The 17,665-nt window shown below is 49.1% G+C and carries 11 protein-coding genes; 7 read left to right on the top strand and 4 right to left on the bottom strand.

The window, feature by feature from the left end; all coding sequences use genetic code 11:
• Positions 1-80: 80 nt before the first annotated feature.
• Positions 81-1,781 (bottom strand): mechanosensitive ion channel, encoded by a 1,701-nt coding sequence (locus JMW05_RS05885; RefSeq protein ID WP_201504422.1) that lies wholly within the window; start codon positions 1,779-1,781, stop codon positions 81-83.
• A gap of 447 nt (positions 1,782-2,228) precedes the next feature.
• Here JMW05_RS05885 and JMW05_RS05880 point away from each other — a divergent pair, with 447 nt between their 5' ends.
• Entirely contained in the window at positions 2,229-2,969 is a 741-nt protein-coding gene (locus JMW05_RS05880; RefSeq protein WP_201504421.1) for an FKBP-type peptidyl-prolyl cis-trans isomerase, read from the top strand.
• A gap of 73 nt (positions 2,970-3,042) precedes the next feature.
• Here JMW05_RS05880 and argA read toward each other — a convergent pair whose 3' ends face one another.
• Complete coding sequence (gene argA / locus JMW05_RS05875; protein ID WP_201504420.1) at positions 3,043-4,365, bottom strand: amino-acid N-acetyltransferase; 1,323 nt, start codon at positions 4,363-4,365, stop codon at positions 3,043-3,045.
• A gap of 307 nt (positions 4,366-4,672) precedes the next feature.
• On the opposite strand from argA, the gene JMW05_RS05870 reads away from it, so the two are divergent.
• On the top strand, positions 4,673-5,254 hold the full coding sequence (locus JMW05_RS05870) for a hypothetical protein (protein WP_201504419.1): 582 nt from the start codon (positions 4,673-4,675) through the stop codon (positions 5,252-5,254).
• Between the two features lie 142 nt (positions 5,255-5,396).
• Here JMW05_RS05870 and JMW05_RS05865 read toward each other — a convergent pair whose 3' ends face one another.
• A complete protein-coding gene (locus JMW05_RS05865; protein ID WP_227691457.1) occupies positions 5,397-6,356 on the bottom strand; it encodes a patatin-like phospholipase family protein in 960 nt (319 codons plus the stop codon).
• 239 nt (positions 6,357-6,595) lie between these two features.
• Between JMW05_RS05865 and recG the strand changes: the two genes are divergently transcribed.
• The 4 genes from recG to JMW05_RS05845 all read left to right on the top strand — a co-directional run bounded on the left by recG (position 6,596) and on the right by JMW05_RS05845 (position 14,054).
• Positions 6,596-8,782: an ATP-dependent DNA helicase RecG gene (gene recG / locus JMW05_RS05860; RefSeq protein WP_201504418.1), complete on the top strand. Its 2,187-nt coding sequence runs from the start codon at positions 6,596-6,598 to the stop codon at positions 8,780-8,782.
• Between the two features lie 84 nt (positions 8,783-8,866).
• A complete protein-coding gene (locus tag JMW05_RS05855; protein ID WP_201504417.1) occupies positions 8,867-10,249 on the top strand; it encodes an efflux RND transporter periplasmic adaptor subunit in 1,383 nt (460 codons plus the stop codon).
• Positions 10,246-13,338 (top strand): efflux RND transporter permease subunit, encoded by a 3,093-nt coding sequence (locus tag JMW05_RS05850; protein WP_201504416.1) that lies wholly within the window; start codon positions 10,246-10,248, stop codon positions 13,336-13,338. The genes JMW05_RS05855 and JMW05_RS05850 overlap by 4 nt, the downstream gene beginning before the upstream one ends.
• A gap of 221 nt (positions 13,339-13,559) precedes the next feature.
• Positions 13,560-14,054: a hypothetical protein gene (locus JMW05_RS05845; RefSeq protein WP_201504415.1), complete on the top strand. Its 495-nt coding sequence runs from the start codon at positions 13,560-13,562 to the stop codon at positions 14,052-14,054.
• Positions 14,055-14,107: 53 nt separating this feature from the next.
• Here the strand turns inward: JMW05_RS05845 and JMW05_RS05840 are convergent, their stop codons facing one another.
• Positions 14,108-15,841 (bottom strand): Ltp family lipoprotein, encoded by a 1,734-nt coding sequence (locus JMW05_RS05840; protein ID WP_201504414.1) that lies wholly within the window; start codon positions 15,839-15,841, stop codon positions 14,108-14,110.
• Between the two features lie 794 nt (positions 15,842-16,635).
• On the opposite strand from JMW05_RS05840, the gene JMW05_RS05835 reads away from it, so the two are divergent.
• Positions 16,636-17,628: a DUF1852 domain-containing protein gene (locus tag JMW05_RS05835; protein ID WP_201504413.1), complete on the top strand. Its 993-nt coding sequence runs from the start codon at positions 16,636-16,638 to the stop codon at positions 17,626-17,628.
• Positions 17,629-17,665: the final 37 nt, after the last annotated feature.

Raw genomic sequence — 17,665 nt, 5'->3', positions numbered from 1 at the left:
CGCCTCAGCTCTAAACACAATATAGCGCCACAAAAAAAGACAGCCGAAGCTGTCTTTTTTGTGTTCAAAACAAATCAGGATTAGTAGCGGTTGTTGTCATCGCTATTATTGTCCGTCGTATCAATATGATTGATATTTGGGTGTGTGTCTTCAGCACGGTCACGCGTTTCTGCAGGTGGCGCAACGCGAGTAATGTTGCTTTCGTTTACAGTCGTCGTTGTTGACTGGGCTGGCGTGTTTGAATGTGATGCACTTGGCGTGTTATCACGAACCGAAGCTTTTACCGCATCTTGCGTACTGCTGTGCGTGGCGGCTTTTGGATTGGTTTTGTCTTGCTCACGCTCCATTTTATCTTGCATACGGCGTAGGAAGCGTGCTGCAGCTTCTTGACCACCAAGACCAAATGATAGAGCGAAGGCAACGGCAACCGCACCTAAAGTCAGACCAAACGCTAGGTTGACGATAGAGTCAGCGATACCCATGGCTTTTAGACCCATGGCAAGTACCAAGCCCATAATCAATACGCGTACGATGTTGGCTAGGAACTGTGAACCCTTTTCAGAGCGCTCGACCACACCAGCGACCACGTTGGCAAGCCAAAAACCGATAACCAGTACAATCGCACCTAGGATAATGTTGGCACCGAAAGCGATGAACATGGTAATGATGCCAGAGATAGGCTCAAAACCAAGCAAGTCTGCAGCGGCAACAGTTGCAAACAGCATCGCAAAGAACACAATAGCATGGCTAACTAGGTCAGAGACGCTTTGGTTGCCCATAGTGTCTTGTAGACCGACCTTGCTTGGTAGCTGATTGATTTGCGTGTTATCAAGCAGATTCTTAACGATACCTGCCACCATGCGCACCACATAAAACGTAATCACAAGAACCGCAGCCGCCATAAAGATGTTTGGCAGCGCTTCCATGATTTTGTTAAGCATGTTGGTTGCAGGACGAGCGACCACTTCAATTTTTAGTGCTTCTAGAGCAGCGATGATGGTTGGGATAATCACAACCAAGAACGCAACAGAACCTGCAATGTTTGGTAGGCTGTTTTGCTCATTAATACCCGCTTTTGACGCTAAACGCTGCAAATCAAAAGACATGACCAAGTTGGTTACGATACCGCGAACCACTTTTGCAATGATGTAACCGACCGCAAAGACCACAACCGCTTTAAAGACATTGGGTAGCGCAGCTAGAATGTCATTAACCATATTGGTTAGCGGCGCAAACAAACCATCAAGTCCAAGTTGACCGAGTGCCATGGTTAATACCACCAATAAAATAAACCAATATACCATGTCAGCAATGGTGCTACTCATCGGTTTTACGCCAGCTTGTTCGCTAAGACGCTCATCCAATGTGGTTTTTGACAAGGCGGCATTGATAGCGGTACGTGCCACAGTGGCAACGACCCAACCCAGCACACCGATGGCAATCGCACCGAGCAGATTAGGAATAAAGGCAAGTACTTGACTGACCATATTGGCAAATGGGGTAGAGATAGCGTTGAGGCTCAACTGGTTAAGCGCGCCTGAAACGGCAATGATAAGAATAAACCAAAACACCACCTGAGAGGCAATGTGTTCTAAATCGTATGATTTGCCTGTTGAAGAGCGCATACGGTGGTTCAAGTTGATTTTGGCAAGCGCTTTACGAACTAAGGCGGCAAGGCCTAGTGCAATAAAGAAACCGATAATTAAAATAAGGATAGCGCCGATAACTGAGCCTATCGGTCCTCCTAAAAATCCATTAAACGTTGGGTACATTGGGTTCATCCTGTCCTCCTTCAACGATTATGCGCTCGTGCTTACGTAACATTGAGCAATAAAAACAAACACATAAATCAGTCGTTGCGGGTATTATTGTTTTGAATAAAAGTTCTTTGTTTTGAAGGTGTCGCCACATAGTAGGATGGCCGCGTATGACCAATAATTTGTTTTATATTAAAAGTCATTATTGATATTGTCGTGCGCAGCAGGTGTCGAACGTGTGGTCGTAGGTTTAGTCTGGTTAGCTTAGCCTATAAGCTGTAGGCATTAAAGAGAGAAAGATTAACGACACGCTATGATTGTGTGATAACTTGTTATTTTTATGGCAAATATTAACAAAGATTGTACGTAAGTTCGATAATTTGTCAGCAATGATAGCTCCCAAAACTTAGATTTGTTATGATATCCGGCTTGTGACATCTCGCCACTGTTCTTACAATTTGAGAGTATCTTATGAAAAAAATCACCACCTTGACCCTAAGTGCGCTAACCAGCGCCGTGCTTTTAACCACAGGTTGTAGTACCAACAATGGCAACCAAGAAACTGCGGCGACCAGTGTTGCGGTTACTGAAAACAGCACGGCCGTTGAAAAAGTTGGCTACAGTCTTGGGTACATGATGGCTGAAGGCAACAAAGATGCCATTACTGATTTAGATTTGGACACCTTTGAAAAAGGCTTTCGTGATGGTTACGAAGGTAAAGACTCGGCTCTAACGCAAGAGCAGATGCAAAAAGTCTTGACCGACTACCAAAAAGAGCAAGAAGAGAAGTTCGTTAAAGAAATGGAAGAAAAGGCAGAAACCAACAAAACCAAAGGCGCTGAATTTCTAGCGGCGAACGCCAAAAAAGAAGGCGTGAAGCAGACCAAATCTGGTCTACAGTACAAGGTTATCAAAGCAGGTACTGGCGCTTCACCAAAAGCGACCGACGTGGTTAAAGTCAACTACGAAGGCAAATTGCTAGATGGTACGGTATTTGACAGCTCATATGAGCGCGGCGATCCTGTTGAATTCCCACTAAACCAAGTGATTCCAGGCTGGACAGAAGGTCTACAGCTGATGAAGAGCGGCGGCAAATATGAGTTCTATATCCCATCAGAGCTTGCCTACGGCGAAGCAGGCAGCCAAGGTATTGAGCCAAACAGCGCGCTTATCTTTACCGTTGAGCTACTAGACGTTAATCCTAAGTCATAAGCCAGCCCCAAGAAAAAGCCCCGATACGATATCGGGGCTTTTTTTGTTATGGAGGTTTGCTGGTAAACCGAGCTTATAGCGTCTTTTGGAACACTTTAGAGTTGCGGCCATTGTTGTATTTGGCGCGGCGCTCGTCTGGTAGGGCATCGGCGCTGACTTCCGTAAAGCCTTGCTCCACAAACCAATGCGCGGTGCGGGTGGTTAAGACAAACAGCTTGTGTCTGCCGTGACTGCGCGCTTGCTGCTCTAAGAACGCCAGCAAATCAGCACCACGATTGCCACTGCGGTAATCAGGATGCACCGCGACACAGGCGACCTCAGCAGAATCATCATCTAAAGGATGCAAAGCGGCGCAGCCCAAAATCATTCCATCGCGCTCAATCACGCTATAGTTGTCAATCTCTTGCTCTAAACGCTCACGCGAGCGCGCCACCAAAATGCCTTGCTCTTCAAGCGGGGTCAGCAGCTCGACCAGACCGACCACGTCATCAATATTGGCGCGGCGAATCTCTTCATACGGGTCATGACTGATGAGCGTGCCTGAACCATCGCGGGTGAACAGCTCTTCTAATAGTGCACCGTCTTTGGCATAGGAGATGATGTGCGTGCGGTGAACGCCTTCGCGGCAGGCCGTGCTGGCACAGTTTAAGAAGTAGTTAATCTCGCGGTTGATGTCGCGACCACGCAAGAAGCGATCTACCTCGTTAGGAATCATCTCGCGCAGCAAGCGATCGCCGTCACTGATGCCTGTCTCGGCACCTAAGAAAATCAGCTTGTCCGCGCCCAGCGCCACAGCAGTGCTCAGCGCCACATCTTCAGCAAGCAGGTTAAACACCTCGCCTGTCGCAGAATAGCCCATCGAGCCTAGAATCACCATGTGATTGTGCTGCAAGTTGTTTTTAATCGCATCGACATCAATAGAGCGCACTTCGCCCGTCATTTGGTAGTCCATGCCATCACGCACCCCATAAGGGCGGGCGGTCACAAAGTTGCCTGAAATGGCATCAATGCGTGAGCCATACATCGGCGAGTTGGCAAGTCCCATCGACAGCTGCGCTTCAATCTGGAGGCGAATCGCACCGACCGCCTGCAAAATGGCAGGCATGGCATCGCGCGGGGTCACGCGAATGTCTTGATGCAGTGGCGACTCGATGCCAGCGTCATTGAGATTGTCATTAATCTGCGGGCGCGCACCATGCACGAGCACAAGCTTGATGCCTAAACTGTGCAACAACGCAAAATCATGGATTAAGGTACTAAAGTTGGGATGATTGACTGCTTCACCACCAAACATAATTACGAAGGTTTTGCCGCGATGCGTATTGATGTAAGGCGCAGAGTTACGGAACCAATGGACGTATTCAGGGTTAATTTGTGGCATGGCGCTAGTAGTCATAATAAAAACGATAAGTTATGGTCAAAAAAGTGGACACAGCATGGTTAAATGCTAAAGATTTACCATAGCAAAAAAGCGCTGTATGAGCTATCTTTTATTTGCGGATATTTGCGTCTGGCATCGACAACGATGCTATACATAACCGCAACATGGCATATATATCGCTATGCATGGTTTTTGTTATGCTAAGCAATGCTGAGCTAGGGACAGCGTTCGTTTTATAAGCGGCATCCACACCTGTTGTGCGTGCTATGTGCAATCAGAGCGCATCGTGTTTTTGATACATCAATTAGGAATCGTCATTATTATGAAAAAAAGCAATCATTTTGCCAATCCGTTTGCAGCATGGACCAATCATCGTCTGTTCCATGTAATCGCAGGAACTTTGGTCGGCGTTATGGCGGTCTCGTCTGCCTCTGCGATGTTGCCTACGCCTGAGCCTGCCTTGGATAATGGCGCTGTCATGCAAACGGCAAACGCACCGCGCGCCGCTGAACAAGCCATCAGCAGCCGAGTGACCGCACAGCTGGTCAAAACCGATGCCGCAGGTCAAGAAGTCCTGGTGCCCGTCACGCCTGGTACGCGCTTGCAGTCTGGCGACGTCTTAGAGTATCAAGGCTTTTTTACCAACAACAACAGCGACCGCGTGCGTAAAATGACCGTCACCATCTCTGTGCCTGAGCAGGTTGAGCTGATGGGCGGCGTATCGCCTGATTTCCCATTCGCCAGTGTCGATGGAAACCGCTTTGGTCGTATGCCGCTACGTGGCAAGATTGACGGTCAGACCCAAGAAATCCCGCTAAAGTATTACCGTGCTGTACGCTGGGACTTAGAAGGTGTGGGCATCAATGACACGGTTATGGTGAAATACCGCGCGCAAGTAAAATAAGCCGCGTTATTTCTTAGCCATAAGTCAAAAAAAAGCATCACAGCGTGACTGTGATGCTTTTTTTATGCGTGACCACGATGTGTGATTAACGTGTGTGGTAATAACGGAAACGACGCGTAAGCGAGTCTGTGCATTAAGAAGACTAGGGCGCTTTGGCAGTCAGCACAGGGGAGGCCATGCTGGCTTTGATGTCAGGCAATAGCGCCTCAGTGCTGTCTTTGCCTGCTTTTATCAGCGCTTGGCGCTGGCGCGTGCCCAAGCCTTTAATCGGTGCGATACTCGGCACAATCAGCACATCGGCGCGCCCGCGCTCGGCAAGCGTACGCTTTGATGCTGGTGGGACGGTGTAATCCAGCCAGCCCCACAAACTGGTAGGCAATGCTGAGGTACGCTCAGGCTGACGGTCGGTGACATCGACCGCAATCACAATATCTGCGCCCAACTCCCGCGCGCTATCGACAGGCACCAGACTGACCACGCCGCCATCGATATATTTACGCCCTGTGGCTTCGGGGATACGCGGCGCGATAAACACATTGGGCACGCTGCACGAGGCTTGCACCGCAAGACCAGCATCGCCTGAGCTAAAGACTTGCTTGGTCAAGCGGTGCTTGTCCGTTGCTACCGCCGCAAAGCCAATGGGAAAGCGCTCTATCGGCTGCGCGCCCACGTTTTTATTGATAAAATTTTTGAGTTTAATCCCTTCAATAAAGCCTTGATTGGAAAGCACAGGGTCAAGAAGCGCACTGTCGGGCGTATTTAGGGCAAGGGTGGTTAAGCGCTCGGTGCTCATGCCGCTCGCGTATAAGCTGCCAATCAAGCTGCCGCTACTGGTACCGACCACCAAATCAGGCGTGATGCCTGCCTCCTCCAAGGCGGCAATCACGCCGATGTGCGCCAGTCCGCGCGCGCCGCCACCGCCCAAGACTAAGGCGACTTTTGGGGGCGGGGTAGCGTCTTTGGGAGCGGTCGCTACGCGAGCCTGCGTACTACAACCAGCGAACAGCCACGTGATACAGACGAGCAGCAGCGCGCGCGGCAGCATGAGCCTTGATGACGCGCGATGCGGGTATGTCAGCGCAGCAAAAGAAAGCGAGGGCATAAGGTATCCTTAGTAAAGTGGCTACGGTGTATCCTAGGATTAATAGACGATACAGCATATGAACGGACAGACGCACGCGCATCCGCTATGGTCTTATTTTGCTTGCGCATCATCGCCATATATCATGAGATTGGCAAGGGGTTTTTGTTGCCGACGGGCGTGTTCTGTCTGTCGCGCCCATTGTGCCGCGCCTGTGTCCTGCTTATGATAGTACGTACCTTTGTGATTAGGATTTGCTGATGTCATCATCGTCCCCATTGCCCCACGCCCCGCGTACCGACAGCGCCTTGGACATGCCCGTCACGGCGCTGCCTGGTGTGGGCAGCAAAATCGCCGAGCAGCTTGCGCAGTTGGGTATTGCGCGGATTTTTGATTTATTGCTGCATCTGCCGCGCGCCTATGAAGACCGCAGCCGCGTCGTGCCGATTATCGATATCGAATCGGGACAAAGTGCGCTGGTGGTGGGACAGATTATCCATGTGGAAAACAAGCGCGGCGGCATGAGCGTCATCATCGATGATGACAGTGACCGTCTGACTTTGCGTTTTTTTAAGGTTTATCCAAGTCTGGTACAAACCATGCAAACAGGACGCACGCTGCAACTGTTCGGCGAGGTCAAAATTACCCGCTACGGCAAGCAAATGCACCACCCTGAATACCAAATCGTCAGCAGCGACAGCATCGCCACGCAGGCGGGTCTACAGCCCATCTATCCGACCGTCAAAGGACTGCATCAAAACAAACTGCGCACCTTGATAAAACTGGCGCTACAGCTGGTGCGACAAGCGGGCGTGCCCATGACCTTAATCACCACAGAAGACTTTGCCCAAGTGGCGCATCTGCCCCTTGCCATGGGTGTACCGCCAAGTCACCAAAGCGTCCCTGAAAGTGTCTATAATTTAAGTATTTTTGAAGCGTTGGTGCTATTGCATACCCCGCCGACCTATACCAGCAGCGCTGAGCAGCAGCGCCTGTTAACCCAGCTGCTAGAGCGTACCCATGCGGCGTGCCAGCGACTGATTATCGAAGAGCTGACCGCGCATCAGCTGAGCCTATTGTACCGCCGTGAGCAGCTGCACCAGCACAAAGCGCCAAAATGTGGCACAGACAGCCCGCTGACCGAGCAGCTGATAGCAGATTTGCCCTTTTCATTGACGGGTGCGCAAACGCGGGTGTTAGAAGACATCACGCGCGATATGGCGACCTCAGTACCCATGCTGCGCTTGGTACAAGGTGATGTGGGGGCGGGCAAAACCTTGATAGCAGCGGCGGCGGCAGGCTATGCGCTCGATAGCGGCTGGCAAGTGGCGGTGATGGCACCGACAGAGATTCTGGCGGAGCAGCATTTGTTAAACTTTCGCCGCTGGTTTGAGCCGCTCGGTATTGAGGTCGGCTGGCTGGCGGGCAAGCAAACTGCCAAAGAGCGCCGAGAAGCGCTGGCAGCGGTCGCGGACAATGCGGTACAAATCGTCGTCGGTACGCATGCACTGTTTCAAGAGCAGGTGGTGTTTGCCAAACTGGGTCTGGTGATTATTGATGAGCAGCACCGCTTTGGCGTTGAGCAGCGTATGGCGCTCATGAATAAAGGCGTGGCGAACAGCACACCGCATCAGCTGATTATGACCGCCACGCCGATTCCGCGCACGCTCGCCATGAGTGTGTACGGCGATATGGACACCTCAGTCATCGATGAGCTGCCGCCAGGACGCACGCCGATTACCACGGTAATGATTGACCGTAAGCGCCGTGATGCGGTGATTGAGCGTATCGCCATCAACTGCGCTGAGGGTCGCCAAGCCTACTGGGTGTGCTCGCTGGTCGATGCGTCAAGCGCTCTCGATGCGCAGGCAGCGGAAGAGACGTACGCCGATTTAAGCGAGCGCCTTGATGTGCGTATCGGGCTGGTGCATGGCAAAATGAAAGCGGCGGACAAACAAGCAATGATGCAGGCATTTAAGGCAGGCGACATTCAACTGCTGATTGCCACCACCGTGATTGAAGTCGGGGTCGATGTGCCCAATGCGTCCTTGATGGTGATTGAAAACGCTGAGCGCTTGGGGCTCTCGCAGCTGCATCAGCTGCGCGGACGGGTGGGGCGCGGCGCGGTAAAAAGCTACTGCGTCTTATTGTACCAATCGCCTTTGTCCGAGACAGGTATCGAGCGCTTAAACGTGCTGCGTGACAGTACGGACGGCTTTGTGATTGCGCAAAAAGACTTGCAGCTGCGAGGTCCAGGTGAGCTGCTTGGTAAGCGGCAAACGGGCAATATCGGCTATTATCTAGCCGACCTTGTGCGTGATGAGGCGCTGTTTGCCATTGCCCAAAACCTTGCCAAAACCTTGATACGCGCGCCGACACGCAAGGCGGACGTCAGTCAGCTCATTCACCGCTGGATGCCAGAGGCGAGCCGCTACACCAATGCATAATACGGTTTATGATTAAAAACAAAGATAACGACACGGCATTATACGGCGATTTGCGCGGCTAATGCCCAGCTATAGAGATGGATTATGAGCGATATCAACGAAAACGACCCCAAGCGCGCCGCGCCCACGCATCAGACGCCAGATACCAAGCTGCCCTCGCAGACATCCGCGCCCGATACAGCATCTGAACCGAGCAGCGCGCAGCCATCTTATGTGGAGACGCGTGCGGCGACGGATGCGGACACAGAGACGCAGACTGTGCCGCCGTATCGGCAAACGCCACCTGCCAGTAACCGTATGCCGCCGTGGCTGATACCTGCGCTGGTAGCGGTGCTGGTCATCGGTGTCGTGCTCGGGCGCTATTGGGGGCAGTCAGGGCAAGACAGCGACGCGGTGGTTACTGATACGACCACGACGCCTGCTGCCAGCACGCCGACCAGCGATACAGAGCAAACGGTGCTGTCCGTTGAGACGGTCGCACCAAGCCAAGCCAATATCGACAATGCCTTGAGTACCGATGGCACCATCGTCGCCAAAGATGTGGCGACTGTCAGTGCCAAGGTCAACGGCGTGGCACTAGAGCGGGTGCTGGTCGATGAAGGCAGCACGGTCAAAGCAGGGCAGGTGCTGGCGGTATTTGACACCGATGCCATGCAGCAGCAGGTCAACCAAGCCGAAGCGGATGTGGCAGAAGCTCAAGCCACGCTTGCCAATGCCGAAGCCGATGCCGCCCGTGTGTTGCCACTGCTCGATATCGATGCCATCAGTGAGCAAGAAGCGGACAGCTACCGCACGTCTGCCATTCGGGCAAGAGCGGCGCTCGCGGCTGCCGAGTCGCGTCTTAACAATCAGCGCCTGATGGTCAACAATGCCCAAGTGGTCGCCCCTGTCAGTGGGGTGATTAGCGAAAAAACCGCTGAGGTGGGTATGGTCGCAGGTGCTGACCCCTTGTTTACCATCATCAAAAACGGGGTGCTCGAATGGCGCGCGGATATTGACCCCAAACGCTTGCCGCAAATTGATATCGGTACGCCTGTCAAGGTCAGCTTGCCCAACAATCAATCGGTAATGGGTAAAGTGCGCCGTATCGCCCCGACCGCCGATGACAATCGCCAAGTCACCATCTATGCCACCTTAGCCCCAAGCCGCGCGGCGCGGGCTGGCATGTACCAAAAAGGCGCGCTGATATTGGGCGATGAGCGCAAACAGATTTTGCCAAACAGCGCCATCGTCAGTAATGATGGCTACGATTACGTGATGATTATCAAAAACCCCACAACCACTGATGGCAAAACGGTCGGACGCATCGTCCAGCAGCGTGTCGAAGTGACAGAACGTCGCGGCGCGGATGTGGTGCTCGCTGAGCCTTTGTCTGAGGACACGCAAGTGGTCAAACAAGGCGGCAGCTTTGTCAGTGATGGTGATCTTGTTGAGATTGTCGCCAGCAGTACGCAGGTAAGTCCATGAATGTAAACGTCTCCGCCTATTCCATCAAAAATCCGCTGGTCGCGATTTTGCTGTTTATTCTTCTGACCCTTGGCGGTTGGTATGGCTTTGAGCAGATGAAAGTCCAGCAGTTTCCAGATATCGACCTGCCCGCTGTGGTGGTGACCGTGACCTTGCCAGGTGCGGCACCGACCCAGCTTGAAAATGATGTGGCAAAAAAGATTGAAAACCGTTTGACCAGTATTGAGGGCATCAAGCATATCCGCAGTACGTTGCAAACGGGCGCTGCCACCATTTCGACCGAGTTTGTGCTGGATAAGGACATTCAAGAGGCGGTGGACGACGTGCGCTCTGCGGTGAGCGAGGTGCAAGGCAACTTGCCCGCCGCTGCCAATGACCCGATTATTACCAAAGTATCGACATCAGGCTTTCCTGTCGTCACTTATTCGGTTAGCGGTCAAAACATGAATGTGCAGGACTTGTCCTGGTTCGTAGATGATACGGTCACCAAGCGCTTGTCTGACATTCAAGGGGTCAGCTCGGTCAGCCGCATCGGTGGCTTGCAGCGGGAGATTACTGTCGCCGCCGACCCCAACACCCTAAACGGGCTACAGATGCCCATCTCACAGCTGTCGCAGCAAATTGCCAGCATCCAGCAAGACAGCGCAGGCGGTGAAGCCAAAGTCGGCAACACCGTGCAGACCATCCGCGTGCTGGGCGCGGCGCAAAAAAGTAGCGAGCTGAATGACTTGCAGATTGCGCTGCCGACAGGGGGCGTAAGTGCGCTGGACACCATGGCGAGCATTACCGATGGCAGCGCCGATGCCACCTCGATTGCCAAGCTCGATGGCACAGCGGTGGTCGCCTTTAACATCACGCGCTCACGTGGCGCAAGTGAAGTGGAGGTGACCGAAAAGGTCGATGCTGAGCTGGCAAAATTGGCAAAAGAAAGAAGCAATATTCAGATTGAAAAAGTCTATGACCGTGCCACCCCAGTCGCTGAAGATTATCAGTCGTCTATCCGCATGCTGATTGAAGGCGGTATCTTGGCAGTGGTGGTGGTGTTTTTATTTTTACGCAATATCCGTGCGACCATTGTCGCTGCGGTGGCGCTGCCATTGTCGGTCATTCCTACCTTTTTGGGCATGTATCTGTTCGACTTTAGCTTAAACATCATCTCACTGCTTGCTTTGTCCTTGGTCATTGGGGTATTGGTCGATGATGCGATTGTCGAAGTAGAAAACATCATGCGCCACTTAAGGATGGGCAAAACGCCCTATGAGGCGGCGATGGAGGCGGCGGACGAGATTGGGCTCGCAGTGATTGCCACCACCTTTACCTTGATTGCGGTCTTTTTACCGACCGCCTTTATGGGCGGCGTGGTCGGACAGTTTTTCCGTCAGTTCGGCTGGACGGCAGCGATGGCGATTTTTGCCTCATTGTTGGTCGCCCGCTTGATTACGCCGATGATGGCGGCTTATATTTTGCGCCCAGAAAAGCACCATGTCGAAAAACAAAGCAAAACCATGGACGGCTATCTCAAGATAGTGACGTGGACCTTGCGCCACCGCTGGCTAACGGTGGGAGCGACTTTGGCATTATTTATCGCCTCTTTGAGCTTGGTTAAGCTGTTACCGACCTCGTTCATCCCTGATAATGACATCAACCAATCCCGCGTGGCGATTGAGCTGACCCCTGATGCGCGCTTAGAAGATACCGAGCGGGTCGCCGCGATGGCGCGTGAGCGTATCATGGCGCTGCCTGAGGTGACGCATGTGTTTACCGCGATTGGGCAAGCGCAATCGGCGTCAATGGAAGGGGCAAGCTCAGGTGGCGGCAACACCGAAAACGTCGCCAGTCTGGATATCGTCTTAGCGCCACGAGATGAGCGCGTATCAAAAACAGAGGTTGAGCGCAAAATCAGTGCGCTGTTGACCCAAGTGCCGAGCGCCCGCTTTAACGTTGGCTTATCAAGTGGCGGCGAGACGGGTTATACCTTTTCCTTGACCAGTAGCAACCCGCAAGTGCTGGAGCAAACCGTTCAGAACATCATGAGCGAGATTCGCGCCTTGCCCATCGCAGGGGCGGTGACCAGTGACCGCAGCCTACCGCAGCAAGAGCTTGCAGTACTGCCCGACCGTTTGGCGATGGCGGATAAAGGCGTCACGACCCAAAGCATCGCTGAGACCTTGCGTATTGCGACGGTCGGCGACTATGAGCAGCGCCTCTCTAAGCTCAATCTTGAGAGTCGGCAAATCCCTGTGGTGGTGCGTCTGCCCGATGACGCCAAGCAAAACGTCAGTCAGCTCGAATCCTTGTATGTGCCCAGCATCAGCACCACTGGGGGCGTACAAATCGGCGATGTGGCAGACCTAAATTTTGGTACTGGACCTGCGCAGATACGCCGCCTTGACCGCGAGCGTGCCATCAGTGTCACCGTGCAGCCGAGCAATGGCGAGCTGGGCGACTTGGTGACCGCGGTACAAAACACGCCGACCCTAAAGCAGCTGCCCGACAGCATCACCATCATTGAGCAAGGGCAGGCAGAAAACATGGCGGAGCTGTTCCAAGGCTTTGTGATTGCCATGTCGGTGGGGATTATCTGTATCTTGGGCGTGCTGATTTTACTCTTTGGTCGCCTGCTTCAGCCGTTTACGATTTTGATGGCGTTGCCGCTGTCGATTGGCGGGGCGTTTGTGGGCTTGGTGGTCACAGGCAGCAGCTTATCCATGCCCTCGATGATTGGCTTTATCATGCTGATGGGCATTGCGACCAAAAACTCCATTCTGCTCGTGGACTATGCTTTGATTGCTCAGCATCGCGGCTTACCACGGTTTGAGGCCATCATCGATGCCTGCCATAAGCGGGCGCGTCCCATCATCATGACAACCATCGCTATGGGCGCAGGCATGATGCCACTGGTACTCGGCTTGGGCGAGGCTGACCCGACGTTTCGCCGTCCGATGGCGGCGGCGGTATTGGGCGGACTGATTACCTCAACCTTGCTCAGTCTGGTCGTGATACCCGTGATTTATACCTTGATTGATGACTTGTCAGGCTGGTTTGCCAAGTGGCTGGTGCCGCATGGCAAAAAAGTAGGGAATAACTGACAGATAAGGCTTTCATAAAACCGTCGGTTGATTAAGCAAAGACCCCATACGATAACACCACGTATGGGGTTTTTTGATACATGACACAACCAAATTGCCATAGAACTGATGTGCCTTTTTACTTATCGTTTAATTGTCTGATAGGTGCGTGCGTTATAGTAAGCATATGATTTAGCACCATTTAATAATATTGTATTGCCATTTATCGTCAGGAGGCTTTTATGAAAATCACCACCATCACCTTGAGTATGGTTGCCGCCTTGTCACTGACCAGCTGTGCCACCCAGCAAGCCGCCAGTACCGACTGGACACCCTACCTGAAATCGATGCAAGATGGCTGTGATTACCCGAACCCCACCACCAGCAGTCTGCCCATGGTCTATCAACAGTCTATCATCCATACCGACACGCGCAGCAGTGGCGATGACAACACCGCAGAAACCACCACCACCTATACACTCAACAATGCCACCGCGTTCGGTCAGCAGCTCTCTAAAATTGAGTACCTAAGTGGCTATGAATGGTCGCACCTCAAGCTGTACTTCACCAACGACCCGCAAGCACTGCGCAGCAAGTTCGTCTTACCTGTCGATAAATACGACTACAATACCGTGACCAAGGACGATGCCAGCGGCTATCAAGTGACGGGTGAGGGCTTTACGCATCTCACCTTTGATAAAAAAGACAACAGCATCACTTGTGGGTTTGGGGTGTGATTATTTCCGCGTAATTGTTCAGTTGATATCTTAATGAGTATCAACTGAAAACTCTACTTATTCTTTTTTATTTGTTCGACTGCATAATTTGCTTGATTTTTCGTATATTCATCATCTATGTGCAACTCTTGAAACAATTCATTGTGTGAGTACTCAGAATACTTTAAATGACTTTTAGCAGATTTAACTGCCTGTTGATTCCAATCAATATTCAAAAGATCCACAGCAGCAGTTGCCTCATTTAATGAGTATTCTCCCTCCAAATAAAGTTCATTTATTAATTTTTCCCTAGAGTATGAAGAATACTTCAGACATTGTTTCGCGGACTTGATTGCTTGTTTCTTCCAGTCTATATTCATTTTATCTACAGCCAAGGTTGCTTCTTCGAGAGAATATCCATCTTCTATAAAAAGCTGATTGATTAATTGCTCACGTGAGTATGCTGAGTATTTTAAAGCCTCTTTAGCAGATTTAATTGCTTGGTTCCCCCAGTCTAAGTTTAAGCTATCGACTGCAACAATCGCATCCTTTTCAGAATAGTCATTTTCTGTATATAGGCAGTCAATCAACGCGCTGCGTGAGTATTTGGTATATTCTAAATGTTCTTTCGCAGACTTGACCGCTCTCTTCTGTGTGGGACTCAGTTCATATTTCTTATGATGAATAGGTGTAGCAGCCGTAACATCTAACTCGTCATCTATATGATTAACTTCTGCTATAAATTCCGAATTCACCAATTGCTCCATATTCATTTGTTCTGTGTCTATAGCAGGTTCTGTCATTAGTGATTTCTCATGATATTCAGAATTTTTAGTAGTCTTATTCGATATGTGATTAATAGGTTGGAATTTTGTAGAGTTGGCTGCCTCTATCTTTATTGATCTATGACTATCTATGATATTCAAGGATTGCAATTCTTTTTCTGAAAAACTGCTGTCATCTATTTTTGCACCTTTAGAGCGATTGCAGCGCCAGCAAAGAGTTTGTAAATTAGCTTCTGATGTTATACCGCCTCTTGATAAAGGAATAATATGGTCTATCTCTAATAATAAGTTTCTCTCGTCACGTGTAGACAAACCGCATTTTTGGCAAGTATAGTCATCACGAGACTTAATTTTTTCTCTTAGTTTGGGAGTCATTAAAGCTCTTTGACCTGCTACACTATTTTTAAATTCTATTAAATCAGAAAGGTATTTAACAAACCGCTCTAATTTATCGATATTTAGAACAAGCTTTGAGTTAAGACGGCTATTACCACCAGCAGACACATATTGAAAAGTATATTCAGGAAAATATAAATCTGAAAAGCGAAAATTATCAAATCCTAGTTCTTCTTCTATTCTTTTAGAGTGATGTTTGTGAATGAAACTAGGGATATCGTTGTGAATTTCTGAAAGAATTTCTTCTTTTTCCTTGCCAAGCAAGACCTTGCCTTGTTCTGCAGCAGCAAAATCATTCAAAACCTTTTCAAATTTTTCTAAAGTCTCTTCGTTAGGTTTTACATCAAAATATTTACAGAAATATTTAAAGGGTTTGTCATCAGCATTTTTGACTACTGAAAGTGAACATTGATAAGTTCTTCTGTTTCTTACTTTTTCTGCCCACTTATATCTTTTCATATTGTATGTGCTATTATCATTAAGCTCACCTTCTCCATAGTCAATGTATTCTACATCTTTATAGGAGTTCTTTAGACTCTCTATATGAGTATTTAACTCGTTGCATTGTTTTATATGACTACTCACCTTTTGTTTTATAATTAAAAAACTTTTACTTTTAAAATACATATTAATTATTTTTGGATAAGCTATCTTAATGATAAGAAATATTAATATGTAAAAAATTATGAACCTGATAAGCAAATAAGAAGTAGACAATTTTATTTCTCCCAATGAAATGATTATAGTTTTTATATCATATTTAGTTTCAGTTTAATAGCAGAATTTTTGTCAGGAGTATTAGTTATACTATTAGTTTATTATATTTTTTTTATAGTGTATTCTGCTAAATTCATACAGTAGTTTTATTTTTAAATTTAAGTGAAATAATTTAATTTTAAGAGTTGTTAATATATCTGTAAAATACTTATATATAAATATATATTTTATGATAAATAATATTGATGAATTTGCTTTCTGAACTTTTTAAGCAGTAAATTGAGTATAGTCAGCTCTTCTGATTTCATACCTTTTGGCAGCTAATTTTCTAGCTCGATGTGCGATGCCATAGTACTACCAATCAATGCTACGCTAGCTTCTGTTAACTGTACCCATGAACTACGTTTGTAATTTCGACTGTCTACAAGGTGGAGGCATGGTTTTTTCTATGTACTGTAGTCGATTGGTCATTGTACCTGAGCTGACCATTTAGTATTGCTCTCTGTGTTTGTTGTACAGCGCAATACCAAAGCTGTCGAGTCATGATGTTATAGTTATTTTGCATAACGCTGAAATATCGAAACATGAATAAAATTCACTATTTATTTAAATTATATCGTTTTTATTCATGTTCGAGTTTTGGTTAAATAGCCCTATACAGAAATTTGGTTTTATTTTAAAAATAAATAGGGTAGTAGATCGCCATGACTCAACAATTTGCCTGCTCAATCAAGCGTATTCGTTTTGATGAAAACTATCGTCCTGCTGACAGCACGCGTCTGACGACCAATTTTGCCAACCTAGCACGTGGTGAGCGCCGCGAAGAAAATCTGCGCAAGACCTTGCGTATGATTAACAACCGCTTTAACGCGCTGGCGCATTGCGACAACCCTACCGCTGACCGTTACTCTGTAGAAGTGGACATCATCTCTGCCAATATGGACATCGAAGGCAATGGCGATGCGTTCCCTGTGATTGAAATGCTACAAACCACCATCGTGGACCATAAAGAAAACAAGCGTATCGATGGCATGATTGGCAACAGTTTTTCATCATACGTGCGCGACTATGATTTTAGCGTGGTGTTGCTAGAGCATTTTAACAAACATCCAAATACCAAAGCGCCTGAGGATTTTGGGGATTTGCACGGCAAATTATTCCAGTACTTGCTCAACTCTGACGCGTATCAAGATAACTTTAACAAGCTGCCAGTAATTTGCCTGAGCGTATCGACCAGCAAGACCTATCATCGCACCACCAACGAGCATCCAGTGCTGGGCGTGGAATACAAGCAAGATGAGTATTCATTGACCGATGAGTATTTTCATAAGATGGGCTTGACCGTGCGCTACTTTATGCCAAAAGACAGCGCTGCACCTTTAGCTTTTTATTTTGCAGGCGATTTGACCAGCGACTATAGCGACCTTGAGCTGATCAGCACCATCAGCACTATGGAGACGTTTCAAAAAATCTATCGCCCTGAGATTTATAACGCCAACTCGACCGCCGCGCAAGTATATCAGCCAAGCTTGAAATACCAAGATTACTCCTTGACGCAAGTGGTGTATGACCGCGAAGAGCGCAGCCAGATGGCGGTCAAGCAAGGCAAATTTACCGAAGAGCAATTTATTAAGCCGTATCAAGATATTTTGCACACGTGGGCGGCCAATTACACGCCCGAAGAGAGCGCGGCGTAATTCCCTTATTAACAGATTTTATTGCTTACTTTTATAG

Origin of the sequence: Psychrobacter aestuarii, assembly GCF_904846035.1 — a bacterium.
Taxonomy (GTDB): domain Bacteria; phylum Pseudomonadota; class Gammaproteobacteria; order Pseudomonadales; family Moraxellaceae; genus Psychrobacter; species Psychrobacter aestuarii.
The sequence above is the reverse complement of the archived record's forward strand: the minus strand, read 5'-3'. Positions and strand labels throughout refer to the sequence as shown.